Genomic DNA, 24,118 nt, shown 5'->3' on the forward strand with positions numbered 1-24,118 from the left:
TTCGAGCGGGCGTGCCACGCACGTCGTCCTCATGCGGGATAACCGGACAGGAGCCGCCGGTTCTCGTAGTCGATGCGCAGCAGGATCGCGATCGCCACCGCGTTCGCGACGATGCCGGAGCCGCCGAACGACAGCAGCGGCAGCGTGAGGCCTTTCGTGGGCAGCACGCCCATGTTGACGCCGATGTTGATGAACGCCTGGAAACCGATCCACAGGCCGATGCCCTGGGCGGTCAGCGCGGCGAACGGCCGCTCGAGCCGCACCGCCTGTCGCCCGATCGCCCACGACCGGAACAGGATCCAGGCGAAGAGCGCGAGCACGACCGCGACGCCGGCGAACCCCAGTTCCTCCGCGATGACCGCGAGCAGGAAATCGGTGTGCGCCTCGGGCAGGTACAGGAGCTTCTCCACGCTCGCACCGAGCCCCACGCCGGTCATCTCGCCGCGGCCGAACGCGATGAGCGAGTGCGAGAGCTGGTAGCCCTTGCCGAGCGGATCCGACCAGGGATCGAGAAACGTCGTGAGCCGCTGCAGCCGGTAGGGCGCGGCGATGAGGATCGCTCCGAGCGCGAACGGCAGCAGGGCGGAGAGTCCGACGAACAGGCGCCAGTCGAGCCCCCCGAGGAACAGGATGCCGAAGCCGATCGCGAGGATCACCACGAATGCGCCGAAGTCCGGCTCGAGGAGCAGCAGACCCCCGATCGCCACCATCGTCGCGAACAGCGGCGCGAAGCCGCGCATGATCGTCTGGCGCAGCGGTTGGCGCGCGTGCAGGAACGCCGCCTTGCGCACCGCGTAGCTCGCCGCGTAGAGCACGACCGCGAGCTTCATGAACTCGGAGGGCTGGACGTTGACGACGACGAGCGAGAGCCACCGGCGCGATCCGTTCACGCTGCGGCCGATGCCGGGCACGAGCACGAGGACGAGCAGCGCGATGCCGCCGACGAAGAGCCAGGGCGCGAGCGCCTGCCATGCCCTGACCGGCACCTGGTACGCCAGCAGCGCGACGAGAAGTCCGATCGCGACGAAGGCTCCGTGCCGCGCGAGGTAATACCACGAACGGTGCCCGGTCTGCGCGGAAGCCTCCGCCATCGCGATCGACGCCGAGTACACCATCACGAGGCCGATCGCGGCGAGGACGAGCGCGGCCCACGCGAGCGAGGCGTCGTATGCGAGCATCGTGCGCGGTTTCACCTGCGGGCCGGTGAAACCGAACAGCGAACGCGCCGCCGCGAGGGTTCCGGCCGACGGCCGCGCGCGGACGGTGCGCGCGGGCGCACCGGCGCCGGCCAGCGCGCGCGGTACCGTGTGCCCGTCGAGCCTACGCACGCCACGCCCCCTTCGCCCGCGCGCGCACCAGTGCGCCGAAGCGCTCACCGCGCTCCTCGTAGTTCGCGAACTGGTCGAGGCTCGCGCAGGCCGGCGACAGCAGCACGACGTCGCCCGGGCGCGCGAGCGCGAAGGCGCGTTCGACCGCGGCGTCGAGCGTGCCGACGGTCGCGACCGGCGGGCGTGCGCCGGCGAGTCCGTGCGCCACGTCCCGTGCGTCGCGTCCGATCAGGAGCACCGCGCGGCAGTGCGCGTCGACCGCGTCCTTCAGCGCCGAGAAGCCCTGACCCTTGCCTTCGCCTCCGGCGATCAGCACGACCGGCGCGTCGATGCCGCGAAGCGCGACCTGCGTCGCCGCGACGGTCGTCGCCTTGGAATCGTTGACGAACACGACGCCGTTCGCCTCGCCGACCCGCTCGGTCCGGTGCGGCAGGCCGCGGAACGCGCGCAGGGCATCGGTCACCGGCTTCAGGATCCGCGCGACCGACGACACGAGCGCGAGCGAGGCCAGCGCGTTCTGCGCGTTGTGGCGGCCGGGCAGCGAGAGCGAGGCCGCCGGGACGATCAGTTCGCCGCCGCGCGCGAGCCACGCCCCGTCGGCGCGCTCGACCATCCCCCACTCCTCCTCGGACTGCGGCACCGAGGCGCCGAACGTCTGCACGGTGGCGCCGGGGCGGCGCATCAGGCGCACGATCGGGTCGTCGCGGTTGATGAGCTGCACGCGCGCACCGTTGAAGATGCGCGCCTTCGCGGCCGCGTAGTCCGCGATCCCGGCGTAGCGGTCGAGGTGGTTCGCCGTGACGTTCAGCACCGTCGCCACCGACGGCGCGAGGCTCGTGACCGTCTCGAGCTGGTAGCTCGACAGCTCGAGCACGAAGAGTTCCGGCCAGGGCGCGCCGGCCTCGATCGAGGCGAGCACGTCGAGCACCGCCTCGCCGATGTTGCCCGCCACGCTCGTCGCGAGGCCGGCCGCGCGCGCGAGTTCGCCGGTGAGCGCGGTCGTGGTCGTCTTGCCGTTGGTGCCGGTGATCGCGACGAGTTTCTGCCCGGGCGGCAGTTCGCGCGCGAAGAGTTCGACGTCGCCCGCGAGGTCGGCGCCGCCGGCGACGGCCTCCTCGATCGCGGGCTGGTCCTTCGGCACTCCGGGACTGATCGCGACGAGGTTCGCGCCCGCGAGCGTCGTCGGGGTGACCGGACCGGTTTCCAGCGCGACGCCGGGCAGCTCAGCCGCGAGGCGATCGGCCTGCGGCGGGTGCGCGCGCGTGTCGGCGACGCGCACTTCCGCCCCGCGCCGCGCGAGCCAGCGCGCCATCGACAGACCGGAGGTGCCGAGTCCGAGCACGACCGCCCTCTGCCCGCGGTAGTCGGTCATCGGGCCGCCTCCCGCCGTTCCGCGCCGATGCCGGCGTCGCACCCTCCCGCGACGGCGCGGGCGGGTGCGCAGCGGTCCGGTCGGGCGGCGCTCATCTCAACTTCAGCGTCGAGAGGCCGAACAGCACGAGCAGCATCGTCACGATCCAGAACCGGACGACGACCTGGTTCTCCTTCCAGCCCTTGAGTTCGTAGTGGTGGTGGATCGGTGCCATGCGGAAGACACGCCTGCCGGTCAGCTTGAACGACGCGACCTGCACGATCACCGACAGCGTCTCGACGACGAACACGCCGCCCATGACGAACAGCACGATCTCCTGGCGGACGATGACCGCGATCGCGCCGAGCGCCGCGCCGAGCGAGAGCGCGCCGACGTCGCCCATGAACACCTCGGCCGGGTACGCGTTGAACCACAGGAAGCCGAGTCCGGCGCCCGCGATCGCGCCGCAGATCACCGCGAGTTCGCCCGCGCCGGCGATCAGCGGGAACTGCAGGTAGCGCGCGAAGATGGCGTTGCCCGATACGTAGGCGAAGACGCCGAGGGCGGCGCCGATCATCACCGTCGGCATGATCGCGAGGCCGTCGAGGCCGTCGGTGAGGTTCACCGCATTGCTCGTGCCGACGATCACGAACCAGGTCAGAACGATGAAGCCCCACACGCCGAGCGGGTAGCTCACCGACTTGAAGAACGGCACGATCAGGTCCGCCTTCGGCGAGAGTTCGCCGGCGAAACCGCTCTTCGCCCAGCCCGCGAGCTGGGTCCAGGTCTGCGCGGTGTCGGGCGCCGACACCGCGAAAGCGAGGTAGACCGCCGCGACGAGCCCGATCGCCGCCTGCCAGAGGAGTTTCGCGCGCGCGGAGAGGCCCTTCGGATTGCGGTGGACCACCTTGCGATAGTCGTCGACCCAGCCGATCGCGCCGAACCCGACGATCACCAGCAGCACGACCCACACGAACCGGTTGCCGAGGTCGCCCCACAGGAGCGTGGTGATCGCGATCGAAACGATGATGAGCGCGCCGCCCATCGTCGGCGTGCCGGCCTTCGTGAGGTGGGTCCGGGGACCGTCGTCGCGCACCGACTGGCCGATCTTCATGCGCTGGAGCCACGCGATCATGCGCGGCCCCACGACGAACGAGATCACGAGCGCCGTCATGCACGCGAGCACGGCGCGCAGCGTCAGGTACCCGAACACGTTGAACGCCCGGACGTCCTTCGCGATCAGTTCGGTGAGCCACAGCAGCATCAGTGGACTCCCGCGGCGACCGTCTCGCCCAGTACCGCGGCGACGACGCGTTCCATCCGCATGAATCGCGACCCCTTGACGAGGATCGTCGTCTGCCCGCTCGCGGCGGAAACCACCGCGGCGCAGAGCGCGTCGACGTCCGCGTGCCAGCGCGCGCCCGTGCCGAAGGCCTCGACGGAGAGCCTCGCCTGCGGTCCCATGGCCTCGAGCCGATCGATGCCCCGCTCGCGCGCGTACGCGCCGACTTCGCGGTGGAACGCCGGGCCCTCCACGCCGACCTCGCCCATGTCGCCCAGCACGAGCCAGCGTTCGCCGCCGGCACGCGCGAGCACGTCGATCGCCGCGCGCACCGAGTCGGGATTCGCGTTGTAGCTGTCGTCGATCACCAGCGCGCCGGAACTCGCGCGCCGCGACACGAGGCGCCCCGCGGCCGGATGGAACGCGGCGAGCCCGCGCACCACCGCATCGAGACCGGCTCCCGCGGCGAGCGACGCCGCGGTGGCCGCGAGGGCGTTGCGCGCCATCGGCTCGCCGGGGACCGGGACGCGCGCGTCGACCGGTCCGGCCCAGGTCCGGATCGCGAGCACGCTGCGGTCCGCCGCGAACGAGGCGTGCGCCGACACGTCCGCCGGCGCGTGCAGCGCGAACGTGCGCACCGATGCTCCGGCGGCCGTCGCGGCGCGCCGCCACAGATCGCAGGCGGGATCGTCGGCGTTGAGCACCGCCATGCCACCCCTGCGGAGCGCGAGCACCGCATCGGCGTGTTCGGCGGCCACGGCGTCGACGTCCGCCATGAACTCCTGGTGTTCCCGCTGCGCGTTGTTGACGACCACGATCGTCGGCGCGGCGATCGCGGCCAGCACGCGGGTCTCGCCGCGGTGGTTCATGCCCAGTTCGACGACCGCGACGCGGTGGTCGCTGCAAAGGCGCAGGAGCGTCAACGGCAGGCCGATCGCGTTGTTGAAGTTGCCGGTCGTCGCGAGGACGCCTTCGAGGCCGAACGCCGCGCGAAGGATCGACGCGGCCATCTCCTTCACCGTCGTCTTGCCGTTGCTGCCCACGACGACGACGACCGGCAGGTCGAACCGCGCTCGCCACGCCGCGGCGAGCGCCCCGAGCGCGGCGAGCGGATCGTCGACTTCGATGACCGGGCCGGCGAACGCGCCGCGGCCCGCCGCGACGAGCGCCGCGACGGCGCCGCGCTCGAACGCGCTGGCGACGAAGTCGTGGCCGTCGAACCGTTCGCCGGAAAGGGCCACGAACAGGTCCCCCGGCTCGACCGCGCGCGAGTCGGTGGTGACGCGCGCGAACCGTGGGTTCGCGCCGACGACCCGGCCGTTCACGGCGGCGGCGGCGGCAGCGAGGTCCATCATGGCTCGCTCCATCCGGCGAGCGCGTCCTCGGCGGCGAGCGCGTCGGAGAACGCGCGGCGCTCGCCGCCGACCTCCTGCCAGGACTCGTGGCCCTTGCCGGCCACCAGGACCACGTCGCCGCGCTTCGCCGCGTGCACCGCCCCCTGGATCGCGGCATCGCGGTCGAGTTCGATCGTCCAGCGGCGGTGGCCCGCGTCGGCGAGGCCCTTCGCGACCGCGGCGGCGATCGCCCCGGCGTCCTCGTAGCGCGGGTTGTCGTTGGTGATGACCACGCGGTCGGCGAGTCCGCCGGCGATGCGTCCCATCTGCGGCCGCTTGCCCGGATCGCGGTCGCCGCCGCAGCCGAACACGCAGACGAGCTCGCCGCCCGGCGGCACGACCGGACGCAGCGCCGTGAGGACCTTCTCCAGCGCATCGGGCGTGTGCGCGTAGTCGATCACGACCATCGGGCGTCCGTCCCCGCCGTGGCGCTCCATGCGCCCGGGCGGCGGCGCGAGGCGCGCGAGCGCGGCGAGCGCGGCGTCGAACTCGACTTCGCTCGCGAGCAAGGCGCCGAGCGTGGCGAGCAGATTCGAGACGTTGAACGCGCCGACCACCGCCGTGTCGACGAAGCCGCGGCCCCACGGCGTTGCCACGCCGAGCGAGTAACCGCGCGGCCCTGCGGCGATCCCGGTGGCCGCCACGTCGGCGTTCGCGAGGCCGTAGGACAGCACACGCGCGCCGCGACCGCGCGCCTCGTCGATCAGGCGCTGGCCGAACGCGTCGTCGGCGTTGATCACCGAGCACGCGAGCCCCGGCCACGAGAACAACCTCGACTTGACCTCACCGTACGCGGCCATCGTGCCGTGGTGGTCGAGGTGGTCGCGCGTGAGGTTGGTGAACACGGCGAGATCGAAGGTCGCGCCGTTCACGCGCCCCTGTTCGAGGCCGATCGAACTCACCTCCATCGCGACGGCCTTCGCGCCGCCGTCGCGGAAGCGGGCGAGGGTCTCGTGGAACGTCGCGGCGTCGGGCGTCGTGTTCGCCGCGGGCGCGAGCGCGCCGACGAATCCGATGCCGAGCGTGCCGATCACGCCGCAGCGGCGCCCGGCGCCGTCGAGCGACTGTGCGATCCACTGCGAGGTCGTGGTCTTGCCGTTGGTGCCGGTGACGCCGACCATCCACAGGTCGCGCGACGGCCGGCCGAACACCTCGTTCGCGATCGAGCCCAGCTTGCCGGCGAGCCCTTCGACGCCCGCGTTCGCGACCGCCCACCCGTCGTTCCAGCGGAAATTGCGCGACTCCCACAGCACCGCGGACGCGCCGCGCGCGATCGCATCGGGGATGAACGCGCGGCCGTCGACGCGCGTGCCCGGCCAGGCGGCGAACGCGTCGCCGGCGCGCAGGTCGCGGCTGTCAGAACTCACGCGGTGCGGCATGGCACCCAGGCGCGCGAACAGCGCGGCGGTGTCGAAGGCGACCATCGTCCTCAGGTCTCCTCGCGCAACTCGTCCTCGGCCGGGACGACGATCACGTTGTCGACCGGCGCGTCGGTCGGCGTGCCGAGCAGGCGCAGCGCAGCGCCGGTCACCGACGAGAACACCGGCGCCGCGACGGCGCCGCCGTAGTAGCGGCCGGCCGACGGCTCGTCGATCATCACGGCGACGACGATGCGCGGATCGGAAACCGGTGCGAACCCGACGAACGAGCTCACGTAGCGGTCGGCCGCGTAGCCGCGGCCTTCCAGCTTGTGCGCGGTGCCCGTCTTGCCGGCGACCCGGTAGCCCGCGACCTGCGCGCGCGGCGCGGTGCCCCCCGGCTGCACCGCCATCTCGAGCATGCGCCGCACCGCCAGCGCGGTCTCGCGCGACATCGCCTGGCGGCCGGTCACCGGGGCGCCGGTCTTCATCAGCGTCGCGGGCACGAGTTCGCCGCCGGTCGCGAACACCGTGTACGCGCGGGCGAGCTGCACCAGGTTGACCGAGATGCCGTGGCCGTAGCTGATCGTCGCCTGCTCGATCGGCTTCCAGCTCTTCGCCGCGCGCAGGCGCCCGCTCACCTCGCCCGGGAACCCGGTTCCGGGAGCCGAACCGAAGCCGACCTCCGCGAGTTCGCGCCACAGCGTCTCGGCCGGAAGCTTCAGCGCGATCTTCGCCGCGCCGACGTTCGACGACTTCTGGATCACCTGCTCGACCGTCAGCGTGCCCGCGGGGTGCGCGTCGTGGATCGTGTTCGAGCCGATCGTGAGCGTGCCGCCGCCGGTGTCGATCGGCGTTTCCGGACGTACCGCGCCGGCCTCGAGCGCCGCGGCGATCGCGAACGGCTTCAATGTCGAGCCCGGCTCGAACACGTCGGTCAGCGCGCGGTTGCGCATGCGCTCGCGCGAGGTCCGCTCGCGCGCGTTCGGGTTGTAGGTCGGCCAGTTCGCGAGCGCGAGGATCTCGCCGGTGTGCACGTCGAGGATGACGAGGCCGCCGGCCTTCGCCTTGTTCGCCTCGACCGCCGCCTTGAGTTCCCGGAACGCGAGGTACTGCAGTCGCGAGTCGAGCGACAGCGCGAGGTCGCGGCCCTCCTGCGGCCTGCGAATCGAGGCGACGTCCTCGACCGCCTCGCCGCGCCGGTTGATGATCACCCGCCGGCTGCCGGGAATCCCGGCGAGCCAGCCCTGCTGCGCGAGTTCGATGCCTTCCTGGCCGGCGTCGCGGTCGCCGGTGAAGCCCAGCACGTGGCTCGTCACCTCGCCGCCGGGGTAGAAGCGGCGATACGCGCTCTCCTCGTTCAGCCCCTTGATTCGCAGCGCGAGGGCCCGCTCGGCGACCTCGGGCGAGACGAGCTTCGCGACGTAGACGAAGTCGTCGTTCGCGCCGACGCGCGCCTTGAGCGACGCGGGTTTGAGGTCGAGCACGCGCGCGAGCTTCGCCGCTTCCGCGTCCGACATCTCGAGCTGCGCGGGAAACGCCCACAGCGATTTCACCGGTGTCGACACGGCGAGCAATTCCCCGTTGCGGTCGACGATCCGGCCGCGATGGGCCGGAAGTTCGAGGTCGCGCGAGTAGCGCGCCGCGCCGCGTTCCTGCAGGAAGGCGTTGTCGATCCACTGCAGATAGACCGAGCGCCCGGCGAGCACCGCGAACGCGAGCGCCAGCGCGCCGAACAGGAGCGCGGCGCGGCCGCCGGGGATCGACGGCGACTCGCCGGTGCGCGCTCCGGCGCGCGCGCGCCGACGCGGGAGCGCGGCGGCCGCGCTCATCGGGGAGCTCCGCGAACGGCGGGCATCGCGACGACCTCGACGCGCCCGGGCCCGGGCACCTGCAGCCGCAGCTGTTCGCGCGCGATCTTCTCGACCCGCGCGGGCATCGACCACGTGGACTGCTCGAGCTGGAGCTGCCCGTACTCGATCTCGAATGCGCGGGCGCGCGCCTGCTCGCGCTCGAGTTCGACGAAGAGCTTGCGCGCCTGATGGCGCGAGGCGACGAGCGACACGGCGCAGGCCACGAGGATCGCCAGCAGCACGAGGTTCACCCGAGTCATGACGATCCCCCCGAAGCGCGCTGCGCGCGCCTCCCCCCGGGGGGCTCGCGTCCTCGGGGCGGCCCGTCGGACGCGGATCCCCCCGAAGCGCGCTGCGCGGACGGCCAGTCGGCGGGCAGCGCGCCCGCGGTGCGGCGCGCGACCCTCAAGGTGGCGCTCCGCGCGCGCGGATTCGCGTCGCACTCGTCGGCCGAGGGCCGGATCGCGCGCCCGACCGGGGCGAGCGGGGGCACCGGCAGGTCGGAGTGCGCGATCGGAACGCGCGCGAGCCGCGGATCGCCGCCGTACGGGGCCGAGGCGCGTGCGATGAAGCGCTTGACGATCCGGTCCTCGAGCGAGTGGAAGCTGATCACGGCGAGGCGGCCGTCATGGCAAAGCCGCGCGGCCGCGCGCGGCAGCACACGCTCGAGTTCGGCGAGTTCTTCGTTCACGGCGATCCGAAGGGCCTGGAACGTGCGCGTGGCCGGATCCTGACGCCAATCACTCCGCGTGCGCGCGCCGACGGCTTGCGCCACGATCGCGGCCAGTTCGCGTGTGGTCGCGATGGGCCGGACCGAGCGAGCCGCAACAATCGCTCTTGCAATCGGTTGAGCAAGCCGTTCTTCACCATGGTCGCGGATGACCTCCGTCAGTTCGCGCAGCGACGCGCGCGCGAGGAACGCGGCGGCCGGTTCCCCCGCGTCGGGATCCATGCGCATGTCGAGCGGGCCGTCGTGCCGGAACGAGAAGCCGCGCGCGGGCGTGTCGATCTGCGGCGAACTGATGCCGAGATCGAGGAGCACGCCGTCGACGCGATCGATCGCGAGCGCGTCGAGCACATCGTCGAGCGCCGAGAAACGCGCGCGCCGGAACACGAGGCGGACGTCGCCGATCGAGGCCGCCGAGCGCTCGGCTTCGGGATCGCGGTCGATCGCGACCACGCGTCCCCGCGCGCCGAGGCGCGCGAGGATCGCGCGGGTGTGTCCGCCGCGCCCGTAGGTGGCATCGACGTACACGCCGTCGGGGCGGAGCGAGAGCGCGACGACCGACTCTTCGAGAAGGACGCTGACGTGATTTCCATGCGGCATCAGAGCGAGAAGCCGTCGAGCGCGGGCGGGAGCGTCCCGCCGTCGAACGCGATCGCCTGCGCGGTGCGTGCCGCCCACGCTGCGTCGTCCCACAGTTCGAACTTGCGGCCCTGGCCGACCAGCACGACGCGCCGGTCGAGCGACGCATAGCGGCGCAGCGCGGGCGGCACGAGGATGCGTCCCGACGCGTCGATCTCGACGTCGTCGGCGTGGCCGACGATCAGCCGTTGCAGCGCGCGAATGCGCTCGTCGAACGACGACAGCGACATCAGGCGCGCCTGGATCGGCTCCCAGGCGTCGAGCGGATACAGGAGGAGACAGCGTGAAGGATCCGCCGTGAGCACGAGGCGCGCGCCGCTCGTCGCGACGATGGCGTCGCGCTGGCGCGCGGGGACCGCGAAGCGGCCTTTCGCGTCGAGCGCGAGTTCGGTCACGCCGCGAAACAGCGGCACGCCCGATCCACCCTCGCCCGCGATTGTCGCCAACTTCGCCTCCCTCGATGCCCCGGCTGACGGCTGGATCGGTCAGGATTCCGTCCACGGATCCCCGGAACCCCACCATAACCCACATTTCCCCACTTCCCGCCACTATACGCGCCGCTTTCACGCAAGGTCAACGAATTTCCTTGCCGAACAACCACTTAGCGTGATTTTTGCGACACAGTTCCAGAATCAATAAAAACAATGGCTTGGAACAGTTTCCGAAGGTGTTACTGCAGATGGGCGCCGCGCACGGGCCCTGCGGGCGAACGAATGTTCGATCGCGGCGTCCATGGCGCGCGATACGGGCAAATCCCCGTCGCGCGCGGCCGTTCAAAGGCCGGGTGAACTGGCTGGGCGCTTCATGCCATCGGCATGAATGACGCGGGATGATCCCGCGCGACGACCCGCCGGCCCGGCCGACGGTTCAAGGGCAACCGAATACAATGCGATCCCGCACCCGCGCCCGATGACTTCGCGCCGGGGCATTTCCCCCGCCTGCCCGGGACTTCCCATGCCGTCCGCACGCCGCCTTGCTCCTCCGTTCGTCGCGACCGTCATTGCCTTCGCCTGGACCACCGCCTCGGCACAGGGCCTCCCGGTCGGCGCGAGCGTCGCGAACGCGTCGGTCACCGGCTGGTCGCAACTCGACGCGGACATCGACGGCGGGGGCGAGACGCGCGGCTACGGCGCATTCGCGATCGGCAGCTTCACGAAGCAATTCACGCCGGAGGTCACGGCAGGCGTCACGCTGCGCTACGACCAGGAGAACTGGCGCTGGTCGGGCGACAATGCGTTCGGCGGTGCGCCCTTCAGCCGGATCCATCGGCCAGCAATCGCGGGGACCTTCGTCTACGCCGCGGGCAACGGCATCGCCTGGACGGTCCTGCCTTCGATCCAGTGGGCCTATGCCTCGGGTGCGAGCACCGGCGACGCGCAGAACTGGGGCGCGGTGTTCGCGGTCAGCAAGACCTTCTCGCCGGACCTGACGCTCGGACTGGGCGCCGGCGTGTTCCGCGAGATCGGCGAGAACGAGGCGTTTCCGGTGCTCATCGTGGACTGGCGGCTGAGCGACCGGCTGCGGCTGCGCAATCCGTCGCAGGCGGGTCCGGCGGGCGGCGCGGGACTGGAACTCGTCTGGACCCACGACGAGCGCTGGGAGTTCGCGGCCGGCGGCGCCTGGCGCCACTACCGGTTCCGGCTCGACCGCAACGGATCGGTGCCCGACGGCGTCGGCGAGAAGAACGCGATCCCGCTGCTCGCGCGGGCGACGTGGCGGCCCACGCCCGCGAGCACCCTCGACCTGTACGCCGGCGCCGCGCTGGCCGGCGAGATCACGCTCTACGACCGCGACGACAACGAAGTCGTGTCGCGGGACTTCGACCCTGTGCCGATCTTCGGCATCTCGTTCCAGATGCGGTTCTGAACCGCCGGCGTGGCTTTTCGGCCACGGTGGCCGTTACCCTTCGTCGAATTCATGACGCCGGCATGAATCCTGCCTGCGGTTGTGAGACACTCGAATGCCGTGCCGGAGGGTGCCTGCCCCGACCCGCCCCACGCCACCGTCCCGGAGGATCGCCATGCGCCGCACCCTGCTCGTCCTCGCCGCCGTCGCGACTTCGGCGCTCGCGGGCTGCGCCACCTGGAACGACCGCTACGGCTACGTCGCGCGCGCCGATCCGGTGATCTGGTTCCTCGGCGGCGCGCCCAACGAGATGCAGCTCGACTGGCCGCGCCGCGAGGTGCCGACGCTGCGGCCGCTCGTCTCGCCCGACTACGTGTCGGCGAAGACGCCGCACCCGCTCGACTATCCGCGCGGCTGGTCGCCGGAGTTTCCGCCGTACTGAACGCCGCGCGAAGTCGTCGTCGACGCCTGCGCCTGCCGCTCATGCCGGCAGGGGCCGGCGGCGGGTGACGCTTTCGGCAGGTGCCCACGCGCGTGGGCGGAAACGGATTCGAGTCGCCCGAACGGCAACGTGTCGCGCGTCGACGGCTCGTCCATCCGTCGTGCGATCGCGCGCGTGTCGCGCGTCCTCGCCGCCTTCGCCGGGAGTGGATGGCGCGCCCGACAGGATTCGAACCTGTGACCCTTGGCTTCGGAAACCAATACTCTATCCAACTGAGCTACGGGCGCGCGAACCCGACATTGTAGCGGGCGCGAACGCCACGCGTCCATCGAGGGCGTCGGCCGGTATAATGAGCCACTTCGCCGTTCCGATCCGCCGCTCGCGCGCAGCCCATGAACGAACCCGATGCCCACGCCTCGCTGATCAAGACGCCGAAGCAGCTCATCGTCGTCGTCGTGCTCGCCTTCCTCGTGCCGATCACGCTGATCGTGCTCATCACCCAGCTCGTCACCGGCGGCCAGCACGACACCGGCGACGACTCCGCGGTGCTCGCGCGCATCGCCCCGGTCGGCACCGTGCAGATCGCCGCGCCCGCCGGCCCCAAGGGCATGCTGACCGGCGAAGCCGTCTACGCCCAGACCTGCAAGACCTGCCACGAGGCCGGCATCGCCGGCGCGCACAAGGTCGGCGACAAGGCGGCTTGGGCGAAGGTCGTCGCGCAAGGCGACAAGCTCTCGTACCAGCACGCGATCGCCGGCATCCGCGCGATGCCCGCGCGCGGCGGCAATCCGGACCTCACCGACGACGAGGTGAAACGCGCGGTCGCGTTCATGGTGAACCAGTCGGGCGGGAAGTGGACCGCTCCGGCCGTCGCCGCGGCTTCCGCCACCGCGGCCGCCGCGCCCGCGCCTTCCGCCGCTCCGATCGCCGCGGCCGCGGCCGCCACCCCGGCCACCGCCGCCGCTGCGCCCACGAAGGCCGATGGCAAGAAGATCTACGACACGACCTGCACCGCGTGCCACGGCATGGGCATCGCCGGCGCGCCGAAATTCGGCGACAAGGCGATGTGGGCGCCGCGCATCGCGCAGGGCACCGCGACGCTCTACAAGCACGCGGTCGGCGGGTTCACCGGCAAGGGCGGCGTCATGCCGCCGAAGGGCGGCGCGACCAACCTGTCCGACGACGACGTGAAGGCGGCCGTCGATTACATGGTGGCTGCGGCGAAGTAGTTCGCTCAGGCGGAGCAGCTCGGCGCGGCGCGGTTCGACCGGACGCTCGCGCGCCGGCCAACTCGACGGAGTCGCAGCGCAGCAGATCGCAGCGGCGCAGTTCGACCGGACGCCCGCGCGCCGGTCAACGCGCCGGAGGTCGTGGTCCCGTGAGACCCGCTAGCTTCCCCGCGCCGCCAGCGCCGCCTTCATCGCTTTGAGCCGCTCCGCCCCCGCGGCCTTCTCGCGCGCGGCCTCGTCGGCGGGCAGCGGCTGGCCGGCCCAGCGCAGGTCGTCCTGCGCGAGCTCCTTCAGGAATCGCGACGGCTGGCAGTCCACGCGTCCGCCGGCGCGCGAGCGCGTGCGGCAGAACGACAGGTGCAGCGAGCGCTCCGCACGCGTGAGCCCGACGTAGAGGAGACGCCGCTCCTCGTCGATCGTGCCCGCGTCGATCGATTCGCGATGAGGCAGCAGACCTTCCTCGAGGCCGACCAGGAACACGTGCGGGAACTCGAGGCCCTTCGCGGCGTGCAGCGTCGACAGGCGCACCGCGTCGGCGCCCTCGCCGTCCCGGCCTTCGAGCATCGTGATGAGCGCGATCGTCTGGGTGAGGTCCAGGAGCGACTTGCGGTCGGCCTCGCCCTTCCGCGCGAGCCACGCGGCGAACTCGCGCACGCTCCGCGACTTCGCTTCGGCCTCGCGCTTGTCGAAGGTCGAGACGAGGTGGTCCTCCCAGGCGATCGCGCGCAGCAACTCGTCGATGAGCCGCCCGGCCGGCTCGCGCGGCGCGCGGCGGCGCAACTCCGCGATCGTGTCGGCGAAGCGCACGAGCGTCTCGTGCGCGCGCGATTGCGCCGCCGCGGCGAACGTGCTCGAGCGGATCGCGCGCGCGAGGCTCGAGCGCTCCGCGGTGGCGGCTTGCGCGAGTTTCGCGAGCGTCGCCTGGCCGACACCGCGCCTGGGCACCGACACCGCGCGCAGGAACGCGGGATCGTCGTCCTCGTTCGCGACCAGGCGCAGGTAGGCGACGAGATCCTTGATCTCGGCGCGGTCGAACCACGACTGCCCGCCCGACACCTCGCAGGGGATCGACTGCGCGCGCATCGCCGCCTCGAACGCGCGCGACTGGTGGTTGCCGCGGTAGAGGACCGCGTAGTCGGACCAGCGGCCGCGGTGCTCGAAGCGGTGCGCGGAGATCGCCGCGGCGACGATCTCGGCCTCCGCCTCCTCGTCGCGCGCCGCGACGACGCGGATCGCGTCGCCGTGGCCCCGGTCGCTCCACAGGCGCTTGTCGTGCAGTTTCGCGTTGTTCGCGATCAGCGCGTTCGCGCTCGCGAGGATCCGCGTGGTCGAGCGGTAGTTCTGCTCGAGCTTCACGACGACGAGCGCGGGATAGTCGCGCTCGAGCTGCGCGAGATTCTCGACCGTCGCGCCGCGCCAGCCGTAGATCGCCTGGTCGTCGTCGCCGACCGCCGTGAACCGGGCGCGCTCGCCCACCAGCGCGCGGAAGAGCCGGTACTGCGCGGGATTGGTGTCCTGCACCTCGTCGACGAGCAGGTGCTCGCAGCGCGCGCGCCAGCGTTCGCGCACCTCGGCGTCGCGTTCCAGCAGTTCCACCGGCAGCCGGATCAGGTCGTCGAAGTCGACCGCCTGATACGCCGCGAGCGCGTCCGCGTAGTGCGCGTAGGCCTTGGCGGCCGCCTTTTCGTCCGCGTCCACCGCCTCGCGCAACGCGACCGCCGGCGCGACGAGCGCGTTCTTCCAGCGGCTGATCGCCCACTGCGCCCTGCGGACGCGGGAGCGGTCCGCCGAGGCCACGAGTTCGCCGACGATCGACTCCAGGTCCTGCGGATCGAGCACCGAGAAGCCCGGGCGGAGTCCGAGCGTCTTCGCCTCGGCGCGCACGATCGCGAGCCCGAGCGCGTGGAAGGTCTGGATGCGCACGGCGGACGCATCGCCGCGCCGTCCGCGGTCGGCGAGGAGCCCGTCGACGCGCTCGCGCATCTCGCGCGCCGCCTTGTTGGTGAACGTCACCGCGACGATCCTCGCCGGATCGACGCCCTGCGCGATCAGGTGCGCGACCTTCGCCGCGATCACGCGCGTCTTGCCGCTGCCGGCGCCGGCGAGCACGAGCATCGGCGCGTCGGTGCGGCGCACCGCCGCGGCCTGTGCGGGGTTGAGCGGGAAGGACATGCGCGATTGCTACAATCGGGCGCATCGTATCAACCGGCGCGGAGCGCGTGCAGTCTTGACGCGCGCGCCGTTTTCCGCACGCGATCATGGCGCACTATGCGATCGGCGACCTGCAGGGCTGCCACGAGGAATTCGTGCAGCTCCTCGAACTCGTGGGGTTCTCGCCGTCGAGCGACCGCCTCTGGCTCGTCGGCGACCTGGTCAACCGGGGCCCGGGTTCGCTGCCGATCCTGCGCGAAGTGATGGCGCTCGGCGATGCCGCGCGGGTGGTGCTCGGCAACCACGATTTCCACCTGCTGACGGTCGCCGCCGGCATCCGGCCGCCGCATCGCGGCGACACGCTCGACGACGTGCTCGCGGCGAGGGACCGCGGCGACCTCCTCGATTGGCTGCGGACGCGCCCGCTCGTCGTGCGCGAGGGCGAATTCCTGATGGTGCACGCGGGCCTCCTCCCGGCGTGGACCGCGGCGCACGCGCAAATGCTCTCCGGCGAGGTGGAGGCGAAGCTCGCGGGGGCGGACGCGATGCGCTTCCTCTCGATCCTCTACGGCGACGAGCCGTCCGCGTGGCGCGACGATCTCGACGGCGACGACCGCCTGCGGGCGGTGGTCAACGCGTGCACGCGGCTGCGTTTCTGCACCGCCGACGGCCGGATGGAGTTCCGCGAGAAGCGCGGACGCGAGCACGCGCCGGACGGATTCCGGCCCTGGTTCGCGCACGACACCCGCCGCACCGCGCGCGAGACGGTCCTGTGCGGCCACTGGTCGACGCTCGACCTCGACCTCGCGCCCAACGTGATGATGCTCGACTCGGGATGCCTGTGGGGCGGGACGCTGACCGCGGTCAGGTTGCCCGACCGGCACGTGTTCCAGGTGCCGTCGCGGCGTCCCGTCGTGCCAAAGCCGTTCGGATAGCGTCCTCGGCGCCGCGCGCGAGTTCGCGCCGGTCGCGCGCGGCCGCCGGCACCGCCGGCGACGCGATCAGGTCGACGGCGAGCCGGCGCTCGCCGCACACGCGCCAGAACGACGTCGCGAAGCTCGTGTCGCCCGCGTACTCGGGCGCGAACGACAGGCTGCCGTCGCCGTCGTGGTAGCGGATCGCGACCGGGATGAGGCGGCCTTCGGCGTCGACGATCGGCTGCAGCAGCGATCCGTGGAATCGGAGCACCTCGCGGCCGTCGGTCGTCGTGCCCTCCGGGAACACCGCGATCGCGTCGCCGGCGCGAAGCGCGTGCGTCGCGTCGCCGTTCACGCGGCGGGTATCGCGGCGCCGCGCGCGCTCGATGAAGAGCGTCCCCGACCCGCGGATCAGGCGTCCGATCAGCGGCCAGCGCGCGAGTTCCGACTTCGCGACGAAGCGCGCCGGATGCTGCGCGTTGATGACGAAGATGTCGAGCCACGACACGTGGTTCGCCACGATCATCACGTTGCCGCCGGCCGGGTCGAAGTCGCCGTGGACACGGGCCTCGATGTTCATGAGTTCGAGGAGCCTCCGGCACCACGACCGCGTGAGTTCGCGCCGCCGCGACGCGTCCGCGCGCGGAAAGAGGAAACGCTGGGTGGCGAGACCGGTGGCGAAGTGCGCCATGACGCGCACCGCGCGCACGACCCGTACCGGCGCCGCGACCGGCCCGGTGCGTCCGGCGTCAGGCCGGCGCAGTGTCATCGCGGGTGGCCCGGAAACACCACGGCCCGCGGGAGTGCGGGCCGTGGAAGCGCGGGGAGCGCGAGCCGACTACCGCGTGACACGCGCGAGCATGCCGTCCGAGATCACGCGCACCCGGTCGCCGCGCCGAAGCGCGGCATCGACCGCGACGTCCTGAACGACGACCACGAGGCCGCCGTTGTCGAGCCGCACCGAGACCTCGACGGCGGGACGCGCGGTCGCGCTCTCCTCCATCGCGCCGCCGATGATGCCCCCGAGGATCGCGCCGATGATCGAGCCGGCGACGTTCGCTTCCCAGCTTCCGCCGACGAAACTGCCGGCGACCGAGCCGACGACCGCTCCGGTCGCGCCGCCCGCGCCGGTCCGCACGCCACCGATGCGGACGTCGCGCAGGTCCTCGACGACGCCGAACTCCACCGTCTGCGGCCGGCCGGCCTGGGCGGGCGCCCAGGTCGCCTCGGTCGGGGGCAGCGGGGCGCAACCCGCCGCGACGAACGCTAGCGCTGCCGCGGTGAAGGCGAACGGTCGTGCCATGGCGTCACCAGGGCGTGGATCCGAATGAACGAGCATACAACGCGGCGACCCGATCGCGGTTGACCGCGTGGTTCTGGCCGCCGCGCGAGGCGATCTTGAGCGCCCCGAGCGTCGAGGCGAGGCGGCCGCTGCGTTCCCAGTCCCAGCCGTTCGCGAGGCCGTACAGGAGTCCCGCGCGGTAGGCGTCGCCGCAGCCGGTCGGGTCGACGACGGCCTCCGCCTTCGCGGCCGGAATCGCGACCGTCGCGCCGTCCGTGTGGATGACCGAGCCCTCGGCGCCGAGCGTGATCGCGAGCGCCCCGGTTCGTGCCGCGATCTCGCCGAGCGGGAGCCCGGTGCGCTCGCACAGGAGCCGCCCTTCGTAGTCGTTGCAGGCGACCGCCGCGGCGCCGTCGACCATCGACAGCAGTTCCGCGCCGTCGAAGAGCGTGATCCCCTGGCCGGGGTCGAACAGGTAGGGGATGCCCGCGGCGCGGAACTCCGCGGCGTGCTGCAGCATGCCGTCGCGGCCGTCCGGCGCGATGATCCCCCAGCGGACGCCGGGCACGTCGGCGACGTGGTTGTCGTGCGAGCGCGTCATCGCGCCGGGGTGGAACGCGGTGATCTGGTTGTCGTCGAGATCGGTGATGATGAACGCCTGCGCGGTGAACGCGCCCGGCACGTCGCGCACGCCCTCGGTGCCGATGCCGAGTTTCGACAGGCGTTGCCGGTAGTCGCGGCCGTCGTCGCCGAGCGTCGCCATCACCACAGGCGCGCCGCCGATCGCCTGCAGGTTGTACGCGATGTTGCCGGCGCAGCCCCCCCACTCGCGCCGCATCTCGCCCACCGTGAACGACACCGACAGCATGTGCGCCTGGTCGGGCAGGATGTGCCGGCCGAACCGGTCGGGGAACACCATGATGGTGTCGTAGGCGAGCGAACCGCAGATCAGCGTCTTCATGGACTCCCTGCCCCGGCGGAGCTTCGGCAGGACGCGAGTCTAGCCCAAGACGTCCGGGAGACGTCGGACGCCCGGGCCCGCGCGCACCGCGGGATCGGACGCTTCCCGCGCCCGGCTGCGCCGGACGGATGACGCCCGGCGACTACCCGACGCTGTCGCGCGCGAGTTCGCGTACGATGCCCTGCTGCCGGCGCGAGACGGGCAGGGTCTCGGCGAGGCCGTTCAGCAGCACTTCCCAGTGCGCGTCGCCGTCGTCGTTGACGCGCCGCTCGAAGCCGCGGATCGCGTCGCGCGCGACGAGGCAGTTGCGGTGGACGCGCACGAACCGGTGGCCGAACTCCGACTCGAGACGGGTCAGCGACTCCTCGAGCAGGAACTCCCGGTCGTGCGTGCGGATCGTGATGTACTTGAGCTCGGCCTTGAGGTAGACGACCTCGTCGACCGGCACGAGTACCACGCGCGAGCGCTCGGTGACCGACAGGAAGCGGCGCGCGTTCCCCGGGAGCTGCGAGATGCGCTCGGCGTCGAGCGGCCGCAGCTTCGGCACCTTCTGCAGCGCCGAGAGCAGGCGCTGCACGCGCACCGGCTTCACGAGGTAGTCGACCGCATGCACGTCGAACGCCTCGAGCGCGTGCTCCTGGAACGCGGTCGTGAACATGACGACCGGCGGGCGCGGCAGCTTGAGCAGGTGGCGCGCGAGTTCGATGCCGTCCATGTCCGGCATGTGGATGTCGGTCAGCACGAGGTCGGGCGGCGCCGACTGCATGAGGTCGAGGGCCTCGCGGCCGTTCGCGGCCTCGCCGACCACCGCGAGCGGCAGCGACGACGCGCAGTCGTCGAGCAGTTCGCGCAGGCGCCGGCGCGCCGGCGACTCGTCGTCGACCACCATCACGCGCAGCGGGACGTCAGGCATGGGCGGCTCCTGCGCGGAAGTTCTGGGTCGGCGGCCGAAGTCGCGGCTCGCGGCGTTCGTGCGCCGTGCGCGCGGCGCCGCCCGCCGCGTCGCCGGGACGCTCGGTGCGGTAGGGCATGCGGATGTGGACCTCGTAGGCGTGCTCGAGCACCTTCGACTCGAGCGAGGCCTCGGCGTCGAAATGCAGGGCCAGGCGCTCGCGCACATTGGCGAGCGCCATCTTGTTGCCGGAGTGGTGGCGGCCGCCGGCGGCGCGATAGGGATTGCGGAGCACCGCGTGCACCTCGCCCTTCGACAGGAAGATGTTGACCGAGATCGTTCCCGGCGCGCTCGAAGGCTCGATGCCGTGGTAGACGGCGTTCTCGAGCAACGGCTGGAGCACGAGCGGGGGCACGAGCGCGTCGGCGGGCATGCTCTTCACGTTCCAGTCGACGACGAGACGCTCGCCCAGCCGGAGCTTCTCGAGCTCCAGGTACTGGCGCGAGAGTTCGACCTCGTCGGCGAGCGGCGCGAGTTCGCGGTTGTCGCGCATCAGGACGCGGAACAGGTCGGCCATGTCGTGCAACGCTTCCTCCGCGCGCCGCGGGTCGGTCCGCACGAGCGAGAGCACGCCGTTGATGCTGTTGAACAGGAAATGCGGCCGGATGCGCGCCTGCAGCGCCTGCAGCCGCGCCTCGGCGATCGCGGGCGACAGCGCGCGCGCGCGGAGCTGGAAGTACGCGATCAGCGCGGCGGTCGCCACGAGCGCGAGCAGCAGGTGGCGCAGCAGCACGTCCTGCAGGCCGGGCAGCAACTGCCGCAGCGCGACATGCACGGCGAGACCGCAGGCGACCGTCGACGCGAACACGCAGGCGACGCCGACGCGGCCGGGCTGCCGCAGGAGCCAGGGCGCGATGGCGTAGAGGACCGTGAGTTGCAGGATCAGGTGCGGCTCGACGAATCCGGTCATCGCGACCCAGGTCGCGATGAACGCGTCCGGGGCCGACGACTGCGCGAGCGCGACCACCGCCGCCGCGCCGTTCACGGCGAGGAGGATCCGCAGGATCGTCCCGAGATTGCGGAAATCCGGCAGGGCCGGAATCCGGTCGCGGGAGCTTTGCCTTATAATCGATGCCATCTGCGTGGCCGCATGCAATCATCGTGCCCGCCACGTGCCCCGGTCACCGACGCGGGCCCGGTCGCGGCGGTGTCCGTCGCCGGGCCAGCGATTGTCGGCACACATCGCAGGGCGCGCAAGCGAACGTCCTCCTCGACCGCGATGACCGATCCCGACCCCCGCCCGCCCGCGCCGCCGGCACCGGGCCCTGACGACGCGGCGAAACCCGCGACGGGCACCTGGTCGGGGCGTTTCGCCGAACCGGTGTCCGAACGGGTCGCCCGCTTCCAGGCCTCGGTCGGCTTCGACCGGCGCCTCGCCGAGGCCGACATCGACGGCTCGATCGCGCACGCCCGGATGCTCGAGGCGAACGGCGTCATTTCGCGCGAGGACCTCGCGGCGATCGAGCGCGGCATGGCGGAAATTCGCGCGGACATCCGCGCCGGACGCTTCGCGTGGTCGATCGCCGACGAGGACGTCCATCTCAACATCGAGAAGCGCCTGACCGCGCTCGTCGGAGACGCCGGAAAGCGCCTGCACACCGGGCGATCGCGCAACGACCAGGTCGCGACCGACCTGCGGCTGTGGCTGCGCCGCGAAATCGACCTGATGGCCGCGCGGCTGCGCGCCCTGCGCCGCGGCTTCGTCGACCTCGCGCAACGCCACGCCGACACGATCATGCCGGGCTTCACCCACCTGCAGGTCGCGCAGCCGGTGACCTTCGGCCACCATCTGCTCGCCTACGAGGCGATGTTCGCGCGCGACAGCGAGCGCCTCGCCGGCTGCCGCGTGCGCGTGAACCGGCTGCCGCTCGGCAGCGCCGCGCTCGCCGGCACGAGCTACCCGATCGACCGCTCGCGCGTCGCCCGGGAACTGGGCTTCGACGCACTGTGCGGGAACTCGCTCGACGCGGTGTCCGATCGCGACTTCGCGATCGAGTTCGCGGCGTTCGCCGCGCTCGTCATGGTGCACCTGTCGCGCTTCGCCGAGGAACTCGTGCTCTGGTCGAGCCCGCGCTACGGCTTCGTCACGCTCGCGGACCGCTACTGCACCGGCAGTTCGATCATGCCGCAGAAGAAGAACCCGGACGTGCCCGAACTCGTCCGCGGCAAGTCGGGGCGCGTCATCGGGCACCTGGTCGCGCTCGTCGCGCTGATGAAGGCGCAACCGCTCGCCTACAACAAGGACAACCAGGAGGACAAGGAGCCGCTGTTCGACACCGTCGACACGCTCGCCGACTGCCTGGACATCATGGCCGACCTGGTGGCGCACGGCCTCGCGCCGATGCCCGAGCGCATGCGCGAGGCGGCGCGCGAGGGCTACGCGACCGCGACCGACCTCGCCGATTACCTCGTCCGCAAGGGATTGCCGTTCCGCGACGCGCACGAGGTCGTGTCGCGCGCGGTGCGCGCCGCGGAGGCGCGCGGCGTCGACCTCGCGCAGTTGCCGCTCGCCGAACTCTCGCGCTTCTCGCCGCTCGTCGGCGCCGACGTCTACCACGTGCTGACGCTCGAGGGCTCGGTCGCCTCCCGCGACCATCCCGGCGGCACGGCGCCGAGGCGCGTCCGTGAGGCCGCGGCCGCCGCGCGCGCGGCGCTCGACGCCGAGGAGGCCCTCCGATGACTCCGGCGCCGATCGACGCGCTCGGCCTCGTCGCGGGAACGTTCACGACCATCGCGTTCGTGCCGCAGATCGTGCGCATCGTGAAGGTGCGCCACGCGGACGACCTCTCGTGGTGGACCTTCGGCACCTTCGCCTTCGGCGTCGCGCTCTGGCTCGCGTACGGCCTGCACCTCGACGCGGCGCCGATCATCGTCGCGAACGTGGTGACGCTCGCGCTCGCGCTCGTCATCCTGATCCTCAAGTGGCGCTACCGCGCCGGCGGCGGGCACGAAGCGCCGCAGCCCGCGCGCCGTCCGCGACCATGATCGACACCTTCGTTCCCACCCTCCTCGCATCGCGACGCCTCCCATGACGACCTCCCCCTCGAAGAAACTCGCGTTCCTCGGCCTCGGCGTGATGGGCTACCCGATGGCGGGACACCTCGCGCGCGCCGGGCACGAGGTCGCGGTCTACAACCGCACGCCGGCGAAGGCCGACGCGTGGCGCGCCGAGTATCCGGGACGCGTGGCGCGCACGCCCGCCGAAGCCGCGCGCGGCGCCGACCTCGTGATGATGTGCGTCGGCAACGACGACGACGTGCGCGCGGTCGCGACCGGCGCGGGCGGCGCACTGGAAGGCATGGCGAAGGGCGCGATCCTCGTCGACCACACGACCGCCTCGGCGCTCGTCGCGCGCGAGGTGCACGCGGCCGCGGCGGCGGTGGGCGTGGCCTTCCTCGACGCGCCGGTGTCCGGCGGGCAGGCCGGCGCGCAGAACGGCAAGCTCACGATCATGGTCGGCGGCGACGCGGACGCGTTCGCGCGCGCCGAGCCGGTGCTCATGCACTACGGGCGCGCCGTGACGCTGATGGGGCCGACGGGCGCGGGGCAGCTCACCAAGATGGTCAACCAGATCTGCATCGCGGGGCTCGTGCAGGGCCTGTCGGAAGGCGTGGACTTCGCGATGCGCGCGGGGCTCGACGCCGAGCGCGTGCTCGACGTGATCGGCAAGGGCGCGGCGCAGTCCTGGCAGATGGACAACCGCGGCAAGACGATGGTCGCCGACCAGTTCGACTTCGGCTTCGCGGTCGACTGGATGCGCAAGGACCTCGGCATCTGCCTCGACGAGGCGCGCAAGAACGGCGCGACGCTGCCGGTGACCGCGCTCGTCGACCAGTACTACGGGCAGGTGCAGCAACGCGGCGGCGGTCGCTGGGACACGTCCAGCCTCATCCGCCTGCTGCGCGACGCGAAGTGATCCGCTGCGCAGCGCTTGCGATCGCCTGCGCGATCGCCTTCGCGGGCGGCAACGCGTACGCGGAGCCGACGGTGACGAACGCCTGGATGCGCCCGGCCGCCCTCGGCGCGAAGAGCGCGGACGCGTACGCCGATCTGCGTACGAGCACTCCGACGACGCTCGTCGCGGTGCGCACGACCGCCGCGCGCCGCGTCGACCTCGTCATCCACGATCCACGCGATGCCGCGAGCGTGCCGCACGTCGTCGACAGGCTCGCGCTGCCGGCCGGAGAAACGCGCTTCGCGCTCAAGGGTTCGGTGCTGCGCATGGTCGACGTCGCCGTGCCGATCGTCCCGGGCGACGGCGTGCCGCTGGTCTTCGAGTTCGTCGACGCGGCGGGCAAGGCGACGAAGGTGGAGGCGAAGGTCGAGGTGCGCGGCTTCGCGCCCTCGCCTGCGCGGATGCGCTGACCCGCGCCGGCAAGGACGGGCATCCGCGGCGGCGCGACCGCC

23 protein-coding genes and 1 tRNA gene are annotated in these 24,118 nt (G+C 72.1%); 8 read left to right on the plus strand and 16 right to left on the minus strand.

Going from position 1 to position 24,118, the window contains the following annotated elements:
* Positions 1 to 29: 29 nt before the first annotated feature.
* From ftsW to mraZ, 9 genes are all read right to left on the minus strand, one after another.
* On the minus strand, positions 30 to 1,178 hold the full coding sequence (gene ftsW / locus HS109_02885; GenBank protein ID MBE7521312.1) for a putative lipid II flippase FtsW: 1,149 nt from the start codon (positions 1,176 to 1,178) through the stop codon (positions 30 to 32).
* A gap of 142 nt (positions 1,179 to 1,320) precedes the next feature.
* A complete protein-coding gene (murD, locus tag HS109_02890) occupies positions 1,321 to 2,700 on the minus strand; it encodes a UDP-N-acetylmuramoyl-L-alanine--D-glutamate ligase (GenBank protein ID MBE7521313.1) in 1,380 nt (459 codons plus the stop codon).
* Positions 2,701 to 2,791: 91 nt separating this feature from the next.
* A complete protein-coding gene (locus tag HS109_02895) occupies positions 2,792 to 3,943 on the minus strand; it encodes a phospho-N-acetylmuramoyl-pentapeptide-transferase (protein ID MBE7521314.1) in 1,152 nt (383 codons plus the stop codon).
* A complete protein-coding gene (gene murF / locus HS109_02900; protein ID MBE7521315.1) occupies positions 3,943 to 5,316 on the minus strand; it encodes a UDP-N-acetylmuramoyl-tripeptide--D-alanyl-D-alanine ligase in 1,374 nt (457 codons plus the stop codon). Before murF ends, HS109_02895 begins: the two co-directional genes overlap by 1 nt.
* On the minus strand, positions 5,313 to 6,779 hold the full coding sequence (locus HS109_02905; protein MBE7521316.1) for a UDP-N-acetylmuramoyl-L-alanyl-D-glutamate--2,6-diaminopimelate ligase: 1,467 nt from the start codon (positions 6,777 to 6,779) through the stop codon (positions 5,313 to 5,315). Before HS109_02905 ends, murF begins: the two co-directional genes overlap by 4 nt.
* A 5-nt stretch (positions 6,780 to 6,784) precedes the next feature.
* Complete coding sequence (locus tag HS109_02910) at positions 6,785 to 8,545, minus strand: penicillin-binding protein 2 (GenBank protein ID MBE7521317.1); 1,761 nt, start codon at positions 8,543 to 8,545, stop codon at positions 6,785 to 6,787.
* Positions 8,542 to 8,826: a cell division protein FtsL gene (gene ftsL / locus HS109_02915; protein MBE7521318.1), complete on the minus strand. Its 285-nt coding sequence runs from the start codon at positions 8,824 to 8,826 to the stop codon at positions 8,542 to 8,544. Before ftsL ends, HS109_02910 begins: the two co-directional genes overlap by 4 nt.
* Positions 8,823 to 9,893 carry a 16S rRNA (cytosine(1402)-N(4))-methyltransferase RsmH gene (rsmH, locus tag HS109_02920; protein MBE7521319.1) on the minus strand — a complete coding sequence of 357 codons (1,071 nt, stop codon included), beginning with the start codon at positions 9,891 to 9,893 and terminating at the stop codon, positions 8,823 to 8,825. Before rsmH ends, ftsL begins: the two co-directional genes overlap by 4 nt.
* A complete protein-coding gene (mraZ, locus tag HS109_02925) occupies positions 9,893 to 10,339 on the minus strand; it encodes a division/cell wall cluster transcriptional repressor MraZ (protein MBE7521320.1) in 447 nt (148 codons plus the stop codon). Before mraZ ends, rsmH begins: the two co-directional genes overlap by 1 nt.
* A 547-nt stretch (positions 10,340 to 10,886) precedes the next feature.
* On the opposite strand from mraZ, the gene HS109_02930 reads away from it, so the two are divergent.
* Positions 10,887 to 11,798: a hypothetical protein gene (locus tag HS109_02930; protein ID MBE7521321.1), complete on the plus strand. Its 912-nt coding sequence runs from the start codon at positions 10,887 to 10,889 to the stop codon at positions 11,796 to 11,798.
* A gap of 154 nt (positions 11,799 to 11,952) precedes the next feature.
* Positions 11,953 to 12,219 (plus strand): hypothetical protein, encoded by a 267-nt coding sequence (locus tag HS109_02935; GenBank protein MBE7521322.1) that lies wholly within the window; start codon positions 11,953 to 11,955, stop codon positions 12,217 to 12,219.
* Positions 12,220 to 12,429: 210 nt separating this feature from the next.
* On the opposite strand, the gene HS109_02940 is transcribed toward HS109_02935, so the two are convergent.
* Positions 12,430 to 12,506, minus strand: a tRNA-Arg gene (locus HS109_02940).
* 105 nt (positions 12,507 to 12,611) lie between these two features.
* Between HS109_02940 and HS109_02945 the strand changes: the two genes are divergently transcribed.
* The gene (locus HS109_02945) at positions 12,612 to 13,448 is read left to right on the plus strand and encodes a cytochrome c5 family protein (protein MBE7521323.1); all 837 of its coding nucleotides are present in this window, start codon (positions 12,612 to 12,614) and stop codon (positions 13,446 to 13,448) included.
* A 159-nt stretch (positions 13,449 to 13,607) separates the two neighbouring features.
* On the opposite strand, the gene HS109_02950 is transcribed toward HS109_02945, so the two are convergent.
* A complete protein-coding gene (locus HS109_02950; GenBank protein MBE7521324.1) occupies positions 13,608 to 15,620 on the minus strand; it encodes a UvrD-helicase domain-containing protein in 2,013 nt (670 codons plus the stop codon).
* A gap of 86 nt (positions 15,621 to 15,706) precedes the next feature.
* On the opposite strand from HS109_02950, the gene HS109_02955 reads away from it, so the two are divergent.
* Positions 15,707 to 16,534 (plus strand): symmetrical bis(5'-nucleosyl)-tetraphosphatase, encoded by an 828-nt coding sequence (locus HS109_02955; protein MBE7521325.1) that lies wholly within the window; start codon positions 15,707 to 15,709, stop codon positions 16,532 to 16,534.
* Here HS109_02955 and HS109_02960 read toward each other — a convergent pair.
* The 5 genes from HS109_02960 to HS109_02980 all read right to left on the minus strand — a co-directional run bounded on the left by HS109_02960 (position 16,464) and on the right by HS109_02980 (position 20,789).
* Complete coding sequence (locus HS109_02960; protein MBE7521326.1) at positions 16,464 to 17,285, minus strand: 1-acyl-sn-glycerol-3-phosphate acyltransferase; 822 nt, start codon at positions 17,283 to 17,285, stop codon at positions 16,464 to 16,466. The genes HS109_02955 and HS109_02960 overlap by 71 nt on opposite strands.
* A 69-nt stretch (positions 17,286 to 17,354) precedes the next feature.
* Positions 17,355 to 17,819, minus strand: a complete 465-nt coding sequence (locus HS109_02965; protein MBE7521327.1) for a hypothetical protein — start codon at positions 17,817 to 17,819, stop codon at positions 17,355 to 17,357.
* Between the two features lie 4 nt (positions 17,820 to 17,823).
* Positions 17,824 to 18,759 carry a carbohydrate kinase family protein gene (locus tag HS109_02970; GenBank protein MBE7521328.1) on the minus strand — a complete coding sequence of 312 codons (936 nt, stop codon included), beginning with the start codon at positions 18,757 to 18,759 and terminating at the stop codon, positions 17,824 to 17,826.
* Between the two features lie 142 nt (positions 18,760 to 18,901).
* A complete protein-coding gene (locus HS109_02975; GenBank protein MBE7521329.1) occupies positions 18,902 to 19,672 on the minus strand; it encodes a response regulator transcription factor in 771 nt (256 codons plus the stop codon).
* Positions 19,665 to 20,789, minus strand: a complete 1,125-nt coding sequence (locus tag HS109_02980; protein ID MBE7521330.1) for a histidine kinase — start codon at positions 20,787 to 20,789, stop codon at positions 19,665 to 19,667. The genes HS109_02975 and HS109_02980 overlap by 8 nt, the downstream gene beginning before the upstream one ends.
* Before the next feature lie 141 nt (positions 20,790 to 20,930).
* Here HS109_02980 and argH point away from each other — a divergent pair, with 141 nt between their 5' ends.
* Genes argH through HS109_03000 form a run of 4 tightly spaced genes read left to right on the plus strand, consistent with a single transcriptional unit; the run spans position 20,931 to position 24,076 of the window.
* A complete protein-coding gene (argH, locus tag HS109_02985; protein MBE7521331.1) occupies positions 20,931 to 22,391 on the plus strand; it encodes an argininosuccinate lyase in 1,461 nt (486 codons plus the stop codon).
* Entirely contained in the window at positions 22,388 to 22,696 is a 309-nt protein-coding gene (locus HS109_02990) for a SemiSWEET transporter (GenBank protein MBE7521332.1), read from the plus strand. Before argH ends, HS109_02990 begins: the two co-directional genes overlap by 4 nt.
* Before the next feature lie 43 nt (positions 22,697 to 22,739).
* Positions 22,740 to 23,627 (plus strand): NAD(P)-dependent oxidoreductase, encoded by an 888-nt coding sequence (locus tag HS109_02995; GenBank protein MBE7521333.1) that lies wholly within the window; start codon positions 22,740 to 22,742, stop codon positions 23,625 to 23,627.
* Positions 23,624 to 24,076: a copper chaperone PCu(A)C gene (locus HS109_03000; protein ID MBE7521334.1), complete on the plus strand. Its 453-nt coding sequence runs from the start codon at positions 23,624 to 23,626 to the stop codon at positions 24,074 to 24,076. Before HS109_02995 ends, HS109_03000 begins: the two co-directional genes overlap by 4 nt.
* Positions 24,077 to 24,118 lie beyond the last annotated feature (42 nt).

The sequence above is a fragment of the Burkholderiales bacterium genome, from assembly GCA_015075645.1.
GTDB lineage: Bacteria > Pseudomonadota > Gammaproteobacteria > Burkholderiales > Casimicrobiaceae > VBCG01.